Source organism: Sorangium sp. So ce406, assembly GCF_051474675.1.
GTDB classification, from domain to species: Bacteria; Myxococcota_A; Polyangia; order Polyangiales; family Polyangiaceae; genus Sorangium; species Sorangium cellulosum_G.
This window is the reverse complement of record NZ_CP150340.1, coordinates 10,144,865-10,160,556: the sequence shown is the minus strand read 5'-3', so window position 1 is coordinate 10,160,556 and position 15,692 is coordinate 10,144,865. Positions and strand designations below refer to the sequence as shown.

The window sequence follows — 15,692 nt, the reverse complement described above, 5'->3', positions numbered from 1 at the left end:
CGTCGGACGGGAGCGCCGGGCTCAGCAGGGCGTGTGACGACACCGCCGGCGGGCCGTTGTTCTGCGTCGAGACCTGCGGAGCGCCCGCCTCGTCGGGGCGCCCGCAGATGCTCCCCCCCGGCAGCCGGGTAGGCGACTATCTCGTCGAGCAGAGCATCGCTCACGGCAGCTTCGGCGTCGTTTACCGGGCAGCGCACGCGGAGAGCGGCCAGCGCGCGGCGGTCAAGGTGCTCCACCCGGAGCTCGTGTTCACCCGCGAGGCGGTCATGCGCTTCGAGCGCGAGATCCAGGCGATCCGGCGCATCGATCATCCCAACGTGATCCGGATCCTCGATTGCGGCGAGCTCGACGGGGGCCGGCCGTTCTTCGCGATGGAGCTCCTCAGCGGGGTCGATCTCCAGTCGTACATCGTCTCTCGCGGGAGGCTCTCCCCGGAGGACGCTCTCGAGATCCTCGAGCCCGTCTGCGAGGCGCTGTCGGCGGTCCACAAGAGCGCGATCGTTCACCGCGATCTCAAGGCATCGAACGTCTTCATCGCCGAGGAAGGCGGGGCGCCTCGCGTGGTCCTGCTCGACTTCGGCGTGGCCAAGGTCCTCGACGACGCGGGGCCGGGCATCACGACGCCGACCCACCTGCTCGGCACGCCCGCGTGCATGGCGCCGGAGCAGATCCGGGGGCAGCTCGCGGATGCGAGGACGGACGTGTACGCGCTCGGCGCGCTCGCCTATTACATGCTGACAGGCAAGCTCCCGTTCCTCGACTCCACGCTCGCGACGCTCCTGCACATGCACCTCTGGGTGCACCCGCCGAGCCCGAGCCGCGAGGCGCCCGTGGGCCCCGAGCTCGACGCGGTGGTGCTCCGCGCGATGGCGAAGGATCCCGCCATGAGGTACCGGACAGCGGCGGAGTTCATCGAGGGGCTCCGCGACGCCGTGGCCGCGGGGCGGAAGAGCGTCCTGCCGCTGCCCGGGAGCCAGGAGGAGCGGCGGATCGGCGCGATCCACGTCGAGGTGTTCGCCGATCGCGGCGCGATGGAGGACCCCGACGACGCGCTGCTCGCCGACATGGATGACGTCCTGCCGCTCGCGTCGCGCTTCCTCTCCGCGAGGGGCTTTCATGCGGCGCTGGAGACGGGCAATACCCTGCTGTGCTTCCGGGAGCTTGACGCCCCGGAGCTCCCGGACCGGGCGTCGCGGCGGGAGATCGTCGAGGCCGCCTTGCTGCTGGAGCGCGAGCTCTGCCACCGCAAGGGGCGCGACGCGAGGGTGCACGTCAACCTCTGTCTGCACGCGGGCCAGGCGCTGATGCGCTCGTCGGAGGTCGTCGGCGGAGAGCTCATGGACGTCACGGCGTGGGCGCCGGAGAGCAAGCTGCCCGGCGTCACCGCGACGAACGCGATGCTCGATGGCCTGGAGCTCGACGCGGATCTGCTGGAGTGCACGCCGGCGCTCCGCCGCGTGACGCGCCGCGCGGACGCGTCGCGCGCGCGTTGAGGCGGCGCCGGGGCGCGATCGACGGAATCGCCAGGACGCCCGGGGCGATGAGCCAGGAGAGGCGGTTGGCGCTCCTCGCGCCCTGGCGGTCTCCTCGACGCGAGGCAGCGCTCGCCGCTACTCCGGCAAGGGGAGCGCGATATACGGCTCGGTGACCCTGCCGATGACGATATCGCGCACCTGCTTCGCGTAGTACGTCGAGCCCGATTGAGCGCTCCAGGAATATCCCACGATCGAGCCGTTGAGATTCGCATAGAGGCGCATGACGCCCCTCCCGACGCCAGCGTGCCAGGAGCCGTCGGCCTTTCGCCGGGTGTCCGTGAACCCGTGGCCCGTGGTGCTCGAGTCGAGGACGGCAAGATCGTGCTGGATCGTCCCGGCGATGAGCGGATAGGTCGCCGGGCGCGGCACCGCGGCGCCCGCCGCGATGGCGACGTGCCCGGTGGCCGAGCTCCCCGCCGGATATTCGATCGCGATGACATCGCCCGCCTCGATCTGGCCCACCGTCAGGACCTGCTCGAAGCCGACCTCCTCGATGATCCTGTCGTGGTACAGGATGGCGTTGGGGCTCATGCTGCCGAACCACGTATTGATCTGGTACGTGGAGAGCCCATAGGCCTGCCTGAGGACGTGCGTCACGAAGGACGCGCAGAGGCTGCGGCTCCGGTACGCCGTGGCTCCTCCGATGCCTGCCCAGCTCACGTACGTCGTGCCGCCTCCGTATTCGTTGTCCTCTGGTGCGATGTTGTCCACGAGCGTGTCGGCCCAGTAGAAATGGCTGGGCTCCTCGTACGACTGGCCCTGCGCCGGGCGCGGCGCGAGCAGGGCGAGCGCCGCCCCGATGACGGCCGGGAGCGCGTGAACAACGGATCGTGAGCTCATGCGCTTCATTGCATTCATGTTTTCCTCCCGTGTGGAGTCGATGGTTCCGCGAGGGATGGTCACACCGTCAGCCGATGGCTCCGCGGGCGTCGCGGCGGAGCTCCGGCGAAGCGAAGTCGCGCACCAAGCTGCCGAACATACGCCGGTCGTACGAGCTCTACAATCGCTCTCTGACAGCGATACTCGATTTTTACACGGCTCTATTCGAACATGATTCCCTCCATTTCCTCAGCCTGTCTCCTCCGGGCGACATGCGATCACGCCGTCATAGAGCCGCACGCCCGCGCCCACCGCGGGCGCATGGCCCGGCGGCGACCGAGGTGAGCTCGGACGGCGCGGCGGTGGGCGGGGCGGTGTGGTACGGTCGCCGGATGTCGGAAGAACGCGGTCGGCAAAAGCTCCAGGCGCTCGCGAAGACACTTCAGGAGAAGATCTCCCCCTCGGGGGAGGCGCTCTTGAACCGCCAGGGCCTGAAGATGGTCGAGCGGCTGGCCCGCGATCTCACCGGCGAGAACGCGATGCCCGGCCTCCGCGTGTGGCGCGACAGCGCCGGCAAGTTCCGTCTGCAGCGCCCGCCCCGCAACGCCGAGATCGCGGTCGAGTGGCAGCGCGATATCGGCGCGATGGTGATGACGGCAGAGAAGCACGGCCAGCCCCGCACGATCGTGCGCTACGTGTACGACCAGGCGGCAGAACACTTCCGGCGGATGGAGGGAGAGGGCGAGCTCTATGACGACCTCACAGAGGCCCTCGTCGAGCACCTCTACCCGGAGGGCAGGGGGTGAGGCTCGCGCGCGCCTGCCGCGCCGACCGGCGCCGGCTCGCCGGGGCGGAGCTCCGCCGTTTTGTTGACAGATCCGCGCAATTCGATTGGATGGCCGCGTGCCCCCCACGAAGCGCGCATCGACCGACCTCCACCCCGTCCTGACGCTCGGCGACTCGCTGGAGCACTATGCCTCCTGGCCGAGGCCCACGGTCATCGTCTCCGACGGCGCCTACGGCGTCTCCGGGTTTCCCGGCGATCCGCCGACGCACGAGGGGCTGGCCGCGTGGTACGCGCCCCACGTCGCCGCCTGGTCGGAGCGCGCCTTGCCGTCGGCCACCCTCTGGTTCTGGGGGACGGAGATCGGCTGGGCGACGGTGCACCCGCTGCTGGAACAGCACGGCTGGGACTACCGGAGCTGCCATGTCTGGGACAAGGGCATCGCCCACGTGGCGGGCAACGCGAACACGCGGACCCTGCGCAAGTTCCCGGTGGTGAGCGAGGTGTGCGTGCAGTACGTGCGCAAGGTCCTCCTGGAGTCCGGCGGCGCGCGGCTGCCCCTCAAGGCCTGGTTGCGGCGCGAGTGGGAGCGCTCGGGCCTCCCGCTGCGCCACACGAACGAGGCGTGCGGCGTGAAGAACGCCGCCACGAGGAAGTACTTCACGCAGTGCCACCTCTGGTATTACCCGCCGGCCTCGGCGTTCGAGGGGCTCGTCGCGTTCGCCAACGCGCACGGCCGCCCCGAGGGGCGACCCTACTTCTCGATCGACGGCAAGCGGCCGCTGACCGGCCATGAATGGGCGAGCTTGCGCGCGAAGTTCCATTGCGATGTCGGGGTGACCAACGTGTGGCACGAGCCGGCGGTCCGCGGGCCGGAGCGCTTCAAGGAAGAGACCCGATCGGTGCATGGCAACCAGAAGCCGCTCAAGCTGCTCGATCGCATCATCCGCGCGTCCTCCGATCCAGGCGACGTGGTCTGGGAGCCGTTCGGCGGGCTGTGCTCGGTCGCGGTGGCCGCCTTCGGCGCGGGGAGGCGCTGCTACAGCGCCGAGATCGCGCCCCGCTACCACGCGGTCGCGTCGAGCCGCCTCGCGAAGTGCGCGCCGCGCCCGCCTGCCGAGATCTCGGCCGCGTGACGGCCGGTGTCGGCGCCGCTGCTCCGCATGGTAGCCTGCTCCACCATGGCGACGCCGAAGATCGTGACCGTGGGAGGGGGGACGGGCCATTACACGCTCCTCACGGGCCTGCGCGACCTGAGCGCCCGGATCACCGCGATCGTGACCATGATGGACTCGGGCGGGAGCTCCGGCAGGCTCCGGGACGAGTACGGGCTGCTGCCCCCCGGTGACTTCACGCGTTGCCTCGTCGCCCTGTCCGAGCACCCGGACGCGCTGAAGGAGCTGCTCAGCCACCGCTTCCGCTCGGGGAGCCTCGGGGGGCACACGCTGCGGAACCTGATCTTCACCGCGGTGCAGGAGCTCACCGGCTCGCTCCCGCTCACCGTCGAGCGGCTGCACGAGATCTTCTCGGTCAAGAACCGCGTCCTCCCGGTCACGATGGACCAGGTCGATCTCGTGATGCACCTCGAGAACGACCGGACCATCCGCGGGGAAGCGTCGATTGACAACCTCTCCGACATGCTCGATGCGCCCGTGCTCTCGGTCTATCTGGATCCGGAGGCGGCGGCGTATCCAGCGGCGCTCGAGGCGATCGCGGACGCCGATCTCATCATCGTGGGGCCGGGCGATCTCTACACGAGCCTCGTGCCGAACCTCCTCGTCAAAGGGGTGCGCGAGGCGATCGCGGCGAGCCGCGCGCGCGCGCTGTACGTATGCAACCTGATGACGAAGGCCAACGAGACGCCCGGCTACACGGTCGAGGACTTCGTGGGGACGATCGCGATGTACCTCGGCGAGGCCCGCCTCGACGCGGTGCTGTTCAACGACGTCTGGCCCTCCGCGAGCCTCCGGGAGTACGCGTCGACCGGCTCCGAGCCGGTCGTGACCTCGCCGGACAGGCCGCTGCCGTCCGACCTCCTTGTCCCGGCCGATCTGCTGTCGGGCGGGAAGCTGATCCGCCACGATCCGCACAAGCTCTCGGCGGCGATCGTGTCGCTCGCCCGGGAAAGGTCGTGGTGGTGAGGCCCTGAGGGGGCAGGCGCTCGTGAACGAGCCCCGCATCTTCTTCCTCGACCGCGCGCGCCCCGACGCCGGGGAGAGCCCTCGCTACCCTGCTCGATGCTCAGGCCGCCTTCGGCGAATCGTCCAGATGGAAGGGGGTGTTGACGATCACGACACCTTTCCCGCCCCGGAACAGCAGTAGCCACTTGAGGATCGACGCCGTGTGGTTGTGGAGCAGGTAATGGTACCAGCGTGGCTCGACCACCTCCGGCACGACCACCGCCACCTGCCGGTCGGGGTGAGCGCGCGCGATGGTGGTGACGAAGCGGAGCAGCGGCCTGAAGAGCCGTCGGTAGCGGGATCGGACCACCACCAGCCGTGGCGCCGCGACTCCCTTCTTGGCGGCAGGCTCCTCCACGAGGTCGTGCCATTCGCCGCTCAGGTCCTCGATGCGAGGATCGTCGAGGAGCACCTGGAGCGCGTAGACCTCGGGCGAGAGCTGGAGCGCGAAGCGGAGACCCTTCTGCGAGACGAGGTCCCAGCGCCGGATCGGGACCACCACGATCGGCGGCGGAGGCGGGGTGAGGTCGATCGGCTCGTGGACGCCGACCGCCCGGTCGAGCTGCTCGTAGTGCCTCCGCACGCCGCGGAAGATGAGGAAGGCCGCGATCACGAGCAGGGCCGAGACCCACGCTCCCTCGGTGAACTTCGAGACGATGATGACGACGAGCGTGACGGCCGTGGCCGTGGCGCCCGTGGCGTTGACGGCGAGGTGGAGCCGGAAGTGCTTGCCGCGGACCCTGTACCAGTGCGCGATCATCCCCGACTGCGACATCGTGAAGGCGAGGAAGGCTCCGACCGCGAAGAGCGGGATGAGCGCGTCGGTGATCCCCTGGAAGACGACGAGCAGGATCGCCGAGAGCCCGGCGAGCACGCCGATGCCGTAGGAGAAGGCGAGGCGCCGGCCACGGTGGATGAAGGGCTCAGGCAGGAAGCGATCGATCGCGAGGAGCTGACACAAGCGGGGGAAGTCGGCGAAGCTCGTGTTCGCCGAGAGCATCAGCACCGCGACGACGGCCGTCAGGGTCACGTAGTAGAACGGGCCGCGCCCCACGACCGCGCCCACCACCTGCGAGAGGATGCTCTGATAGCCCGTCTTGCCGGGCTCGGTGGCGGTGATGCCATAGGCCTTCGCGAGGATCGCGATCCCGGCGAGCAGGATGCCGAGCGAGGCAACGATGTACGACAGCGTCCGGCGCGCTTGCGCGCTGCTCGGCTTGCGAAAGGCAGGGACGCCGTTGCTCACCGCCTCCACGCCGGTCATCGCGGTGCACCCACTCGCGAAGGCATGGCAGAGCAGCCCGAGGCTCGCGATGCCCAGCGAGTGCGGGAGCGAGGGCGGCGGGACCACGGGCGCCGGGTGACCTCCTTGCAAGATCGTCTTCCCGACGCCGATCGCGATCACCGCGAACAGGCAGCCGAGAAACGCGTACGTCGGCGCCATGAACACGAGGCCCGCGGTGCGGAGCCCGCGAAGGTTGGCCGCGGTGAGCAGGACGAGGACGCCGAGGCAGAGGCCCAGCGTATGGGGCAGGAGCGAGGGCACCGCGGAGACGAGCGCGCCCACGCCCGCGGAGATAGCGACCGCCACGTTGAGCACGTAATCGAGGAGCAGCGCCGCCGCCGCGACGAGGCCCGCGGTGGTGCCGAGGTTCTCCTTCGCGACGATGTACGAGCCGCCTCCGTTCGGGTACGCCTCGATCGTCTGGCGGTACGAGACGTAGACGATCACGAGCAGCGCGATGACGAGGGCGCTGAGCGGCACGATGTAGCGGAGGCCGAACGCGCCGAGCGGGAGAAGAACCGTCAGCGCGGCCTCGGGCCCGTACGACGCGGAGGCGAGCGCATCGAGGCCGAGGACCGGGATTCCGGAGAACGGTCCTATTTGTTCCTTCTCCTCCTCATCCGAAGCCAGCCGCCGACCGAACAGGATCGTCGTGAGGGACATGCGCCCCGCGGTTCAGCAATGCGTGTGCCGTGGCGAGCTCCCCTGCGTGCATGGAACGGAGGCACGGCATGCACACCGCGCCGGCATCGCGCGAGGAAATTTGTTCGACGTCGAAGCAAAGTGGATCGAGCAGCGCGCTACCGCAGGCGAGCGGGCGGCACCGACCGAAAGCGCGGCAACCCCGACGACAGCTTCTCCTGCGCTCCGAGGGGATCGATGCGCGTAGATCGCGCTCGTCCGCGCGTGCGGCGCGTGCACCAGCGCGATCCGCGCGCAGCACCGACACGCGCGGTCGTGCGCGCGGTGTCACGAGTCCACCGACGCGGGAGAGATTCGCTTGCAACCCTCGTCCACCTCGCGGCCTGTCCCTCTCGCCTCCTCGCCGACATCGCGCCCTGTCTCTCCGGCGCTGGCCGACCGCCACGTCCATCTCACGGACTCCGGTCTCCTCACTCTCACGGACGCGGCCTCCAGCTCTCGCGGACACCCGTGTCCACCTCTCACCGACTCCGGCGCCCCAGGAGTATCAAAATGTAATGTTAATTACGTTTTTTGTGTGCGTCCCTTGGGCGCGGCCGCGCCGTCTCAGGCTCCGCATTGTCCGCCCCCGCGCCCGCGGTGACGTCCCCTCCGTCGCCTGTCCGTTGTGCTCGTCGAGCGCAGCAAGGGCGGGCCGGGCGCCTTGAGGCGGGATCATTTGCCACGTATAACCAAGTTGCCCCATCGTCGATGTCGCGGCCGGGCACGCGGTTGCCCTGCTGTCGGAGCGAGCGGCGCGGGATGAGGCCGCTACCGGGCGCCAGCCGGTGCGATCTTCCAGATTGGTATGTGCTTCGCATGAGGCCGGGAGCTATCGCCATCTCAGAGGCCGATCACTTCAGGACGAGGTAGAGCGCTATGACCACCATCGGTAACGACCAGTACACTTCGGGCGAGTACAGGAACGGGATCTACGAGGGCGGCTCGCAGCCGTCCGGCTCGCAGGAGTCCGGCTCGCAGCAGGCGCAGGGCGGTGACGGCGGCATGAGCCTCGACTCGCTGCTCAAGTTCGCCAAGGACATCCAGGGCAAGGTCAAGGACGTCCCGTACATCGTCCCGATCGCGATCGGCGGAGCGGCGTTTGCGATCGGCGTGCTCGCGAGCTCGAGGATCCTGCGCCAGCTCACCCTCCTCGCCGGCGGCTACGTGGTCAAGTACGCGATCCAGAACGCGCCCAAGGATCAGATCATCGACTTCGCGAAGAAGGTCGTGACCGATTCGTTCCGGGCGTCGTCGAGGGCCTGAGCACGCGGGGAACGGCGCGCACGCAGGGTCGATTGCCGGGAGTCGAGGGGCTTCCGGCGGGGCAGCCTGACCCGACCATGCCCTGACCCGGCCTCCGCCGCGCCGACGGCGCACGCGTCTCCGTCCTCTGGTACAGAGACGGGGGTGCGCGCGCCGCCAGCGCACGGGTCAGGAGGGCGCCATGATCATCGGGGAAAGCATCGAAGTCCGCTGGTTCCTGCCCGCCGACGACGCGCGGGCGCAGCGGCTCACGTCGTGGTTCGCGCGCGCGTCCTCCGAGCCGCCGCGGACCGACCGCTACCTGCGCCTCCAGCGCGCCGACCTCGGGGTCAAGGAGCGCGGCGCCAGCGGGGCGACGAGCCTGGAGACCAAGTTCCGGGTGTGCGCCTTCGGCCCCGTCCACTTCTCTCCCACCATCCTCGGCGAGCTGGAGCGGTGGACGAAGGTGTCGCACGGGTCCACGGACGCCGACGACGGCGGGCGCGGGTGGACGCTCCTCAGGAAAGAGCGCCGGGTACGGGTGTTCGAGCTGTCCGGCGGCCGCGTCGCCGAGGTGACGCACGGGACGCGCGCCAGGGCCGGGTGTGCCGTGGAGCTGACCCGCGTCGAGGTCGTGGACGGCAACGGGCGCGCGGCGCCGGCCGCGTGGACGCTGGGGCTCGAGGCGTTCGGTCCGCCCGAGACGCTCCTCGAGGCGCTCTACGGCGTGGGCCGGGCGGTATTCGCGGAGCAGCCCGATCTCCGGCTGGAGGCCTCCATCTCGAAGGGATACCCGGCGTGGCTCGCCGAGCGGGCGGAGGCGGTGTGAGCGCCGCGCCGCAGCTCACCCGGCCGCCCCGGCAGAGACCGGCGCGGGGGTGAGCCGCCGGGCCGCCGCGCCCGCCGCCCACGAGGCCGCTGCGCAGGCCACCATGACGGCCGCCATCGGCCGCATGGTGCCGTCGTTCAGGAGGCCGACCAGCGACGACGCGCCGGCCGCGATCGCGAACTGGGTGGACCCGAGGGCCGCCGAGGCGAGCCCCGCCCGCGCGCCCTGGCCCTCCATCGCCAGCGCCGTCGCGTTGGAGCCGACGAACCCGAGGCTCGCGATGAACGCGAACAGCGACGCGATCACGGCCGCGAGCCCTCCCCAGCCGCTGACCGCGACCGCGAGGAGCACCGCGCCCACCGCGGTCGTCGCGGCCGTCGCCCGCGCGAGCAGCCACGCCGGCGACCAGCGCCCGAGCAGCCGGTGGTTCACCTGGGCGCCGGCGATGAGGCCGAACGCGTTCGCGCCGAAGATCCAGCCGTAGTGCTGCGGCGAGACGTGGAACAGCTCGATGAGCACGAACGGCGACCCCGAGATGTACGCGAACATGCCCGCCTGACCGAAGGCGCCGGCGAGCGTGTACGCGACGAAGCCGTGATCCCGCGCGAGCTCGCGCAGGTGCGCGCCGATCACCCGGAGCTCGAGTCGCGGCGTCCGCGCGACCGCCGTCTCGGGGAGCGCGACGGCCATGAGCGCCAGGCAGCCGAGGCCGAGCGCGGCGAGCAGCGCGAAGATGGCCCGCCAGCCCGCGACGAGGAGCATCCAGCCGCCGAGGGTCGGCGCCAGGATGGGCGCGGCCCCCATGACCAGCATGAGCAGCGACAGCAGCCGCGCGGCCGCGGCCCCGCCGTAGAGATCGCGGACCACGGCGCGCGTCACGACCTGCCCCGCGGCGCCGCCCACGGCCTGCAGGAAGCGAAGCGCGATGAGCGACTGCACGTCCGGCGCGAGCGCGCACCCGATCGACGCGACGACGTAGAGCGCGAGGCCGACGTACAGCGGGCGCTTGCGGCCGAACCGGTCGGTCAGCGGGCCGTAGGCGAGCTGCCCCAGACCGAGCCCCGCGAAGTAGACCGCGAGCGTGAGCTGCACCGCGGACGCGGTGGTGCCGAGCTCCCGCTGCAGCGTCGGCAGGCTCGGCAGGTACATGTCGATCGAGAGCGGGCCCAGCGCCGTGAGCGCGCCGAGGATGAGGGCGAGGAAACCGGGGCTCTTGCGCGTGGAGGGCGGGCTCAACGTCATGGTCGGAGCGGGTGATCTGGGGCCGGCAGCGTCCCTCGGCCAGTGACGCTTCGTCGAGCGCGCCGGCGCCTCACGACCTGCGCAGGAGGCGCCCCTGCCGCGTCCTGCTCGTCAGCGCCCCGTCCTGCGCCTCCACCTCGCCCGTGATCAGGACGGTGCGGATCCCCGAAGGCGGCGCGTCGGCGCGCCCGGGCGTGGTGTTGTCGGCGACCGTGGCCGGATCGAACACGACGAAATCTGCCCTCCAGCGCGCTCAGGAATTCGCCCATCGAGCGCCACGGATAGGCGAGATCTCCGTCCTTCAAGATCTCCGCGGCGTGCTCCACCAGCGGGATCGACGCGTCGGTGACCGGGGCAGGGGAGTGGCCGCAGTTGCCTGCCACGACGGTCGTGATGCCCTGCGCGACCATCGGCGCGAGGATGTCCTCGTGGTACGGCAAGGGAAGGTGCCAGTCGATGTGCGAATGAACATCGATGAAGCCGGGCGCGACGGCGAGCCCGCCGGCGTCGAGCGTCGGACGTCCCCTGAGCGCGCCTGGCCCTGCAATGGCCTCGACCTTGCCATTCTGGATTCCCAGGTCCGCCACGTAACGGGGTTGACCGCTGCCGTCGATAAACGTCCCGCGGGCAATGACGAGATCGAATTCTATCTGGCCCCTGCGGAGGAGAGGATCAAACCATCCTGGATGAGCGCGGGCGCACGGTGAGCGCGGGTACGGGCGCGCCAAGGCGGCTGTTCGCGCCGGAAACTCTGCCTTCGGCGGGTCGGCGGCGGCCTGACCGTCGTCGTTTCAAAATTTTTGCCACAGCGGCACCAGGCGGCGCACGGGCCGGGCGCGGCCTTCGTCATGCGAGGTCGTCCCCGCCGCAGAGCAGCGCGGCGATCTCGCCGGCCCGCTCCGGCGTCGCCAGGTCCTCGGCGGCGAGCGTGATCGCGCGGATCTCCCCCGCCCGCCAGCCGCGCTGGTCGCGCCCGCGCCCCGGGCCGGCCTCGATCCGGACGCGCAGGAGCTCCCCGGACGCGACGACGGCGAGCTCCACGCCACCGCCCGCGCCCCCCTCGCCGCGAGAGACGGGCACCACCACGGCGCCGCGCGCCTCGAGCGCCCGCGCGAGCCGCGCCTCCGGCGCCCCGGCCGCGCCGAGCGAGCCCGGCGCCGCGCCCGGTGTACCCGGCGCCCCGCCGTTCGGGTAGAGCGCCGTCGCGAGCTCCACCGACGCGACCGCCTCGGCGGCGCGCGTGCCGGCGCTGCGCACCGCGCGCCGCAGCCGATCGGCGCGCTCGCCGTCGCGGTCGAGCGCGGCGAGATCCGCCGGGTCGAGCCGCACCACGCAGCGGACCAGCGCGACCCCGCCGCTGCTCGGCACCTGCGCCGCCTCGAGCCGGCCGCGGCGGAGCATCGCCGCGCCGCGCGCGTCGCCCGAGGCCTCGACCAGCGCCGCCGCGCCGCCGAGGACCGCGTCGGGGTGCGGCCGCTCCGGCGCGGCCGGGAGCGCCGCCTCCCGGTACACCTGGTTCCACCCGCGCCCCGCGCCCGGCAGGCGCAGCAGCACCGTCAGATCGGCGAGCTCCGTGTCCGGCGTGCGCACCGCGCTCGCGAACGCCTCCCGCACCGCCGCGAGGCGGGCCGCGTCCGCCGTGAGCGCGGCGAACGCGGGGGCGTCGACGGCGAGCGAGAGGCGCGACGCGCTCACCTCGCGCGCCCCCAGGGTCCACCGCTCCGGCGGCCCCGCCAGCGCGAGCTCGGCGCCGCCGACCAGGGACGACAGCCCGCGCTCGCCGCGCGCCTCGAGCAGCGCCGCGACCGCCGCCTTCAGCGCGGTCAGCGCCGGGACCGGGATCACGCCCCGCCCATGCGCCCGCGCCGCGCGGTCCGCTGCTCCTCGAGCGCGGCGTCCGCCTCGAGCGCCGCCTCGGCCTCGCGCTGCGCCTCGGCGTCGACCGCGCGGTGCCCCTCCTGGACGCGCACTGGCTTCGCCTCGACGGTGGCGGCCGCCTCCGCCATCGCCGCCGCCGTGTGCCGCACGTCGTCGTAGGGCTTCGCGAGGTCGAAGATCACCTTGGTGTTGCCCTGGCTCAGGTTCGCCAGCGCCTCGAAGCGCCGGAGCTCCATCGCCCCGGGCGAGCGCGCGAGGATGCTGGCCGCCTCGGCGAAGTTCTTCGCGCTCTCCACGTCGGCCTCGCTCTTGATGACCACGTAGCGCCGGTCGCGCTCGGCGATCGCCCCCTTCGCGAGCACCTCCTGCATCTGCGGCGGCAGCGCGATGTCCTGGAGGCCGATCATCTCCACGTGCAGGCCCCACGCCGCCGCCACCGCCTCGACCTGCGCGCGCACCTTGGCGGCGACCTCCTCGCGATGCGACAGGAGCTCGTCGAGCCGCGTCTCGCCCACCACGTCGCGCAGCACCACCTTCGCGCGGTCCTTCATCGCCGTCTCGTAGTTCTCGACGGCCAGCGTGGCCTTCTCCGGATCGACGACGCGGTAGTAGACGACCGCGTCGACCATCGTGGTCACGTTGTCGCGCGTGATCACCATCTGCTGGAGCAGATCGCGGTTCTTCATCCGCGTGTCGATGCGCCGGAGCTCCTGGATCCCCGGCAGGTACATCGTCACGCCGGGGGACGCGCGGCCGGTCAGCTTGCCGAACGTGAAGCGCAGCGCGGCCTCCCACTGGTTGATCTGCCGGAGCCCCGACAGGAGGTAGGCGACAGCGAACACGGCGAGCAGGACGAGCACCAGGGACATGGCTGCGACTCTAGCAGAGCGCTTCACGGCGGCCGTGCGGCCGCGCGGGGGCCGTCCTCCGGCTTTGCGCTGGTGCCGCTTCCCGGGCGGTGTACCCTCGCTGCCGCCATGAGTGCCGAGCCGAGCCAGGCGTTGCGCGACGGGCGCTACGTGATCACGCGGGTCCTGGGCGAAGGGGCTCAGGGGCACACCCTCGAGGCCGTCGACAAGCGGGTTGGCAAGCTCGTCGCGATCAAGCGCTTCCAGATCCGCGGCGCCTCGAGCTGGAAGGGCGTGGAGCTCGCGGAGCGCGAGGCGCGGGTGCTCGCGTCGCTCTCGCACCCCAGCCTGCCAGCCTACATCGACCATTTCGAGGAGGACGGCGCGCTCTACCTCGTGATGGAAAAGATCGACGGCGAGAGCCTGGGCGCGGTGCGCCGCCGCCGCGCGGTGCTCGGCCGGGACGAGATCGTCCGTTTCCTGCGGGACGCCTCGGGCGTGCTCGATTACCTGCACGGCCGCGCGCCGCCGGTGATCCACCGCGACATCAAGCCGAACAACGTGATCCGCCGGCCCGACGGCTCGTTCGCGATCGTCGATTTCGGGGCCGTCCGCGATCGCCTGCGCCCCGAGGGCGGGAGCACCGTGGTCGGCACGTTCGGGTACATGGCGCCGGAGCAGTTCCAGGGCCGCGCGCTGCCCGCGTCGGACGTCTACGCCGTCGGCGCGACCGCGCTTTGCCTGCTGACCGGCGAGGAGCCGGAGAACCTGCCGCACCGGGGGCTCGCGATCGACGTGCCCGCGGCCCTAGGCGGCCGCGCGGACCCGCGGCTCGTGCGGGCCCTGTCCGCGATGCTGGAGCCCGATCCGGAGCGCCGCGCCGCGCGCATCGCGCCGCTCCTCGCAGAGCTCGACGCGGGCGGGGCGCCCCCCGAGCGCCCGCGGGCCGGCCATGCCGCCGCGGGCGCCACGGAGCGCGAGGCGCGCAAGGCGTACCGCGACGCGCGCCAGGTGTACCGCGACGCGCGCAAGGCCGAGCGGCGCGCGCGCAAGGAGGAGCAGCGCGCGCGCCGGCAGGAGGGGCGCTCGACGCCCTGGCGCGGCCTCGACGGGCTGCCGCTCGTGGGCGCGATGTTCGGGCTCACCGTCGCGCGCATCGCGGTCGGCCTCGCGCTCGGGGTGATCGTCCCGACGGTGCTCACGCTGCTCTCGCTGGTGTTCGGCCGGGTGCTGCGCGAGGAGGCCGCGCCGAACGTGCGCAGGGCCGGCCGCGTGGCCGAGCTCGCCCTGCTCCGGGCCATGCGCGCGGTCCGCGGGCGCCCCGCGCCGCCCGACGCCGCCGAGCAGGGCCACGGCGCCGGGGCGCGCGTGCGCGTCGACGAGCAGGAGCCCGCCGGGCGCTCGCGCTTCCACGACGACCTGGACGAGGAGTTCGACGAGCTCGACGACGTGCACGCCGACGAGCGGGCCCGGTCGGACGCCGCGTCGCGGCCGTCTCGCACGGCGAAGCGCTGAGCGCCGCCCGCGCCCGCCGCAGCCGTGCGGGGGCGCGAGCGCTCAGATGCGCCCGAGCGCGGCGTCGAGCCGCAGGCGGAAGACCTCGACGATCGCCTCGGCGAAGATCCGCCGGCTCATCTTGGAGTGGCCCGCGCGCCGGTCGACGAACACGATCGGCACCTCGACCACGCGGAGCCCCTTGCGGAGCGCGCGGTAGGTCGTCTCGATCTGGAAGGCGTAGCCGTTCGAGCGCACGCTCCCGAGATCGAGCGCGAGGAGCGCGCGCCGCGTGAACGCCTTGTAGCCGGTCGTGAGGTCGCGGACGCCGACGCCCAGGATCGTGCGCGCGTAGAGCGAGCCGCCCTTCGAGAGCACGTGCCGCCCGAGGCCCCAGCCCTCCACGCCGCCGCCCGGCATGTTGCGCGAGCCGAGGACCACGTCGGCGCCCCGGGCGATCGCGTCGAGGAAGGCGGGCAGGTGGCCCGGGTCGTGCGAGAGGTCGGCGTCCATCTCGAACGCGACGTCGTAGCCGCCGTCCAGCGCGCGCTGGAAGCCCTCCAGGTAGGCCGTGCCGAGGCCGAGCTTCGCCCGGCGGTGGAGCACGCGGACGCGCCCGTCGCGCGCGGCGAGCTCGTCGCCGAGCGCGCCCGTCCCGTCCGGCGACGCGTCGTCCACGACGAGCACGTGCGCGTCCGGGACCGCCGCGAGCACGGAGCTCACGAACTCGGCGAGGTTGTCTCGCTCGTTGTACGTCGGCGTGATGATGAGGGTTCGGGGGGCCATCGTGGCTCGGCGCGGCGCGGGCGGACGCTCGCGCGCGTGATCTACGCCTGGTTCTACGCCTCGTTGCGCCTCGCGCAGCGCCGCGG

The 15,692-nt window shown here is 72.0% G+C and carries 15 protein-coding genes; 8 read left to right on the top strand and 7 right to left on the bottom strand.

The features are described 5' to 3' along the window. Window positions 1-107: 107 nt before the first annotated feature. A complete protein-coding gene (locus WME96_RS38130; RefSeq protein ID WP_437286478.1) occupies window positions 108-1,493 on the top strand; it encodes a serine/threonine-protein kinase in 1,386 nt (461 codons plus the stop codon). A gap of 117 nt (window positions 1,494-1,610) precedes the next feature. Here the strand turns inward: WME96_RS38130 and WME96_RS38125 are convergent, their stop codons facing one another. Beyond that, a complete protein-coding gene (locus WME96_RS38125; protein ID WP_437286477.1) occupies window positions 1,611-2,375 on the bottom strand; it encodes a hypothetical protein in 765 nt (254 codons plus the stop codon). Between the two features lie 371 nt (window positions 2,376-2,746). On the opposite strand from WME96_RS38125, the gene WME96_RS38120 reads away from it, so the two are divergent. The 3 genes from WME96_RS38120 to WME96_RS38110 all read left to right on the top strand — a co-directional run bounded on the left by WME96_RS38120 (window position 2,747) and on the right by WME96_RS38110 (window position 5,279). Beyond that, a complete protein-coding gene (locus WME96_RS38120) occupies window positions 2,747-3,160 on the top strand; it encodes a hypothetical protein (protein ID WP_437286476.1) in 414 nt (137 codons plus the stop codon). A 97-nt stretch (window positions 3,161-3,257) separates the two neighbouring features. Beyond that, window positions 3,258-4,274, top strand: a complete 1,017-nt coding sequence (locus WME96_RS38115; RefSeq protein WP_437286475.1) for a DNA methyltransferase — start codon at window positions 3,258-3,260, stop codon at window positions 4,272-4,274. Between the two features lie 45 nt (window positions 4,275-4,319). Beyond that, complete coding sequence (locus WME96_RS38110; RefSeq protein WP_437286474.1) at window positions 4,320-5,279, top strand: gluconeogenesis factor YvcK family protein; 960 nt, start codon at window positions 4,320-4,322, stop codon at window positions 5,277-5,279. Window positions 5,280-5,379: 100 nt separating this feature from the next. Here WME96_RS38110 and WME96_RS38105 read toward each other — a convergent pair whose 3' ends face one another. After that, the gene (locus WME96_RS38105; RefSeq protein ID WP_437286473.1) at window positions 5,380-7,266 is read right to left on the bottom strand and encodes an APC family permease; all 1,887 of its coding nucleotides are present in this window, start codon (window positions 7,264-7,266) and stop codon (window positions 5,380-5,382) included. 897 nt (window positions 7,267-8,163) lie between these two features. On the opposite strand from WME96_RS38105, the gene WME96_RS38100 reads away from it, so the two are divergent. Both WME96_RS38100 and WME96_RS38095 read left to right on the top strand, forming a co-directional pair. Then, window positions 8,164-8,550 (top strand): hypothetical protein, encoded by a 387-nt coding sequence (locus WME96_RS38100; RefSeq protein WP_437286472.1) that lies wholly within the window; start codon window positions 8,164-8,166, stop codon window positions 8,548-8,550. 181 nt (window positions 8,551-8,731) lie between these two features. After that, window positions 8,732-9,358: a hypothetical protein gene (locus tag WME96_RS38095; protein WP_437286471.1), complete on the top strand. Its 627-nt coding sequence runs from the start codon at window positions 8,732-8,734 to the stop codon at window positions 9,356-9,358. Between the two features lie 15 nt (window positions 9,359-9,373). Here WME96_RS38095 and WME96_RS38090 read toward each other — a convergent pair whose 3' ends face one another. Both WME96_RS38090 and WME96_RS38085 read right to left on the bottom strand, forming a co-directional pair. Further along, window positions 9,374-10,600: a multidrug effflux MFS transporter gene (locus WME96_RS38090; protein WP_437286470.1), complete on the bottom strand. Its 1,227-nt coding sequence runs from the start codon at window positions 10,598-10,600 to the stop codon at window positions 9,374-9,376. Next, window positions 10,597-11,058, bottom strand: coding sequence for a hypothetical protein (locus tag WME96_RS38085; protein ID WP_437292397.1), 462 nt, complete (start codon window positions 11,056-11,058; stop codon window positions 10,597-10,599). The genes WME96_RS38090 and WME96_RS38085 overlap by 4 nt, the downstream gene beginning before the upstream one ends. Window positions 11,059-11,064: 6 nt before the next feature. Here WME96_RS38085 and WME96_RS38080 point away from each other — a divergent pair, with 6 nt between their 5' ends. Then, window positions 11,065-11,307, top strand: a complete 243-nt coding sequence (locus WME96_RS38080; protein ID WP_437292445.1) for a hypothetical protein — start codon at window positions 11,065-11,067, stop codon at window positions 11,305-11,307. A gap of 139 nt (window positions 11,308-11,446) precedes the next feature. On the opposite strand, the gene WME96_RS38075 is transcribed toward WME96_RS38080, so the two are convergent. Continuing rightward, window positions 11,447-12,445: a hypothetical protein gene (locus WME96_RS38075; protein ID WP_437286469.1), complete on the bottom strand. Its 999-nt coding sequence runs from the start codon at window positions 12,443-12,445 to the stop codon at window positions 11,447-11,449. Next, window positions 12,442-13,347, bottom strand: coding sequence for an SPFH domain-containing protein (locus WME96_RS38070; RefSeq protein ID WP_437286468.1), 906 nt, complete (start codon window positions 13,345-13,347; stop codon window positions 12,442-12,444). Before WME96_RS38070 ends, WME96_RS38075 begins: the two co-directional genes overlap by 4 nt. A gap of 108 nt (window positions 13,348-13,455) precedes the next feature. On the opposite strand from WME96_RS38070, the gene WME96_RS38065 reads away from it, so the two are divergent. Beyond that, the gene (locus WME96_RS38065; RefSeq protein WP_437286467.1) at window positions 13,456-14,841 is read left to right on the top strand and encodes a serine/threonine protein kinase; all 1,386 of its coding nucleotides are present in this window, start codon (window positions 13,456-13,458) and stop codon (window positions 14,839-14,841) included. A gap of 42 nt (window positions 14,842-14,883) precedes the next feature. Here the strand turns inward: WME96_RS38065 and WME96_RS38060 are convergent, their stop codons facing one another. Then, the gene (locus tag WME96_RS38060; RefSeq protein ID WP_437286466.1) at window positions 14,884-15,606 is read right to left on the bottom strand and encodes a polyprenol monophosphomannose synthase; all 723 of its coding nucleotides are present in this window, start codon (window positions 15,604-15,606) and stop codon (window positions 14,884-14,886) included. Between the last annotated feature and the right edge of the window lie 86 nt (window positions 15,607-15,692).

Bases quoted from the DNA above. Each gene is read 5' to 3' on its own strand.
- WME96_RS38130 (WP_437286478.1), top strand. From the start codon at position 108: ATGCTCCCCCCCGGCAGCCGGGTAGGCGACTATCTCGTCGAGCAGAGC.
- WME96_RS38125 (WP_437286477.1), bottom strand. From the start codon at position 2,375: ATGAGCTCACGATCCGTTGTTCACGCGCTCCCGGCCGTCATCGGGGCG.
- WME96_RS38120 (WP_437286476.1), top strand. From the start codon at position 2,747: ATGTCGGAAGAACGCGGTCGGCAAAAGCTCCAGGCGCTCGCGAAGACA.
- WME96_RS38110 (WP_437286474.1), top strand. From the start codon at position 4,320: ATGGCGACGCCGAAGATCGTGACCGTGGGAGGGGGGACGGGCCATTAC.
- WME96_RS38105 (WP_437286473.1), bottom strand. From the start codon at position 7,266: ATGTCCCTCACGACGATCCTGTTCGGTCGGCGGCTGGCTTCGGATGAG.
- WME96_RS38100 (WP_437286472.1), top strand. From the start codon at position 8,164: ATGACCACCATCGGTAACGACCAGTACACTTCGGGCGAGTACAGGAAC.
- WME96_RS38095 (WP_437286471.1), top strand. From the start codon at position 8,732: ATGATCATCGGGGAAAGCATCGAAGTCCGCTGGTTCCTGCCCGCCGAC.
- WME96_RS38090 (WP_437286470.1), bottom strand. From the start codon at position 10,600: ATGACGTTGAGCCCGCCCTCCACGCGCAAGAGCCCCGGTTTCCTCGCC.
- WME96_RS38080 (WP_437292445.1), top strand. From the start codon at position 11,065: ATGAACATCGATGAAGCCGGGCGCGACGGCGAGCCCGCCGGCGTCGAG.
- WME96_RS38070 (WP_437286468.1), bottom strand. From the start codon at position 13,347: ATGTCCCTGGTGCTCGTCCTGCTCGCCGTGTTCGCTGTCGCCTACCTC.
- WME96_RS38065 (WP_437286467.1), top strand. From the start codon at position 13,456: ATGAGTGCCGAGCCGAGCCAGGCGTTGCGCGACGGGCGCTACGTGATC.
- WME96_RS38060 (WP_437286466.1), bottom strand. From the start codon at position 15,606: ATGGCCCCCCGAACCCTCATCATCACGCCGACGTACAACGAGCGAGAC.